A 2,207-nucleotide genomic window follows, 5' to 3' on the forward strand; every position below is an offset into this window, starting at 1 on the left:
CGCCAGCCCGCCAGCGCCGCGCCCCACGGCCCCTGCGCAAGCCCCTGCACAGCCCTGCGCCAGTTCTTGCGCAACCTTTCGTGATGCGCCGCACAGGCCATCTCTCAAGGCTCGAAGCACCGCGCCACAACCCGCGTCATTGCTGGTCCCGCGCCCGCTGGCACGCCCCTTGTACCCGTTCAGGCGCCCGGACCATTCCCGGTCCTCGTCTCACAGCAAGGAGAGCACCATGCCAACACCCGCGTATCTGTCCCTCGAAGGCACCAAGCAAGGCCTGATCACTGCCGGCACCTTCACCGAGGACTCGGTCGGCAACATCTTCCAGGAAGGCCACGAGGACCAGATCCTGGTACAGGCCTTCAACCACCAGGTCATCATTCCGCGCGACCCGCAGTCCGGCCAGCCGACCGGCCAGCGCGTGCACAAGCCGCTGATGATCACCAAGGTCTTCGACAAGGCTTCGCCGCTGATCTTCAACTCGCTGACCTCCGGTGAGCGTCTGTCCAAGTGCCGCCTGGAGTGGTACCGCACCTCCTCCACTGGCACCCAGGAGCACTACTTCACCATCGAGCTGGAAGACGCCGTGATCGTCGACGTGCAGTCGCGCATGCCGAACTGCCAGGACCCGAACATGGCTCACTTCACCCACCTGGAAGACGTCTACTTCACCTACCGCAAGATCGTCTGGACCCACGAAGTGTCCGGCACTTCCGGCTCCGACGACTGGCGTTCGCCGATCTCCGCCTGATCCGCGGAGCGCCGGGAGAGGGCATTTTTGCCCCGCGCGTCACGGCAAGGCCGCGGCGCATCCCGGACAATGCCTCGGCTCGCAGGTAAGCGAGCCGCCCCATCGGCCAGGCATGCTGGCCGATGCCCTTTCGGCAGAAGGAAACACGGATGTTCGCTCCCGCCAACCAGACGCATTTCAGCCTGAGCCTGCCGGGCGTCGAGCACGACCTGCAGGTGCTCGAGTTCACCGGCCACGAGGCCCTGAGCCAGCCCTTCGTGTTCGAGATCACCCTGGTCAGCCAGCGCCCGGACCTGGAGCTGGAGACGCAGCTCGGCCAGCCGGCCTTTCTCACCCTGGATGCGCAGGGCAACGGCATCCACGCCCAGGTACACGCCTGCGCCCAGGGCGATTCCGGCCAGCGCCTGACCCGCTACCACCTGACCCTGCGCCCGCAGCTGGCCTGGCTCGGCCATCGCATCAACCAACGCATCTTCCAGCACCTGAGCGTGCCGGAGATCGTCGCCCAGGTGCTGAGCGAGCACGGCATCCTCGAGGGCAGCGGCCAGCGCTTCCAACTCGGCGCCGTCTACCCCAAGCGCGACTATTGCGTGCAGTACGACGAGTCCGACCTGCACTTCCTCCAGCGCCTGTGCGAGGAAGAAGGCATCCACTATCACTTCCAGCACAGCCCCGAGGGCCATGTGCTGGTGTTCGGCGACGACCAGACCGGTTTCCCCAAGCTCGCCACCACCGACTACCAGCAGGATTCAGGGCTGGTGGCGGACGATCCGGTGATCAAGCGCTTCGCCCTGCGCCTGGCCACCCGCACCAGCCGCGTCACCCGCCGCGACTACGACTTCGAGAAACCGCGCCTGCAGCTGGAAGCCGCGCACAAGGGTGAGGCCAAGCCGGACCTGGAAGACTACGACTACCCCGGCCGCTTCACCGAGCGCGGCCGGGGTAAGCACCTGTCCCAGCGCGCCCTGGAGCGCCATCGCAGCGACCATCTGCTCGCCGATGGCGAGAGCGACCAGCCGCTGCTGCGCACCGGCCATTTCCTCGACCTGGACGCCCACCCGCGCGCGGACTGGAACCAGCTGTGGCTGCTCAGCGAAATCCACCACGAGGGCAAGCAGCCGCAGGTGCTGGAAGAGTCCATCACCAGCTTCCTCGGCGGGCGAAAGGAGGACGGCCAGGCCGACGACGGCTTCAACCAGGGCTACCGCAACCGCTTCAGCGCCACGCCCTGGGACACCCCCTGGCGCCCGCCGCTGGACCACCCCAAGCCGCGCATCCTCGGCAGCCAGAGCGCCGTGGTCACCGGGCCCAAGGGCGAAGAGATCCACTGCGACGAGTACGGCCGGGTCAAGGTGCAGTTCCACTGGGACCGCGAGGGCCAGGCCGACGACGCTACCAGCTGCTGGCTTCGAGTGAGTTCGAGCTGGGCCGGCGACCGCTACGGTGGCATCGCCATTCC

Annotated in this window: 2 protein-coding genes; both read left to right on the plus strand. The window is 67.2% G+C overall.

Annotation, left to right across the window (positions count from 1 at the left end; genetic code table 11):
- Positions 1–229 precede the first annotated feature (229 nt).
- Positions 230–748, plus strand: coding sequence for an Hcp family type VI secretion system effector (locus tag NF616_RS21145; RefSeq protein ID WP_252275735.1), 519 nt, complete (start codon positions 230–232; stop codon positions 746–748).
- Between the two features lie 149 nt (positions 749–897).
- Positions 898–2,207: type VI secretion system tip protein TssI/VgrG (gene tssI / locus NF616_RS21150; RefSeq protein ID WP_252275736.1), on the plus strand; the 1,310-nt coding region annotated here is incomplete at its 3' end.

The organism is Pseudomonas subflava (assembly GCF_023823685.1).
Lineage (GTDB): Bacteria > Pseudomonadota > Gammaproteobacteria > Pseudomonadales > Pseudomonadaceae > Aquipseudomonas > Aquipseudomonas subflava.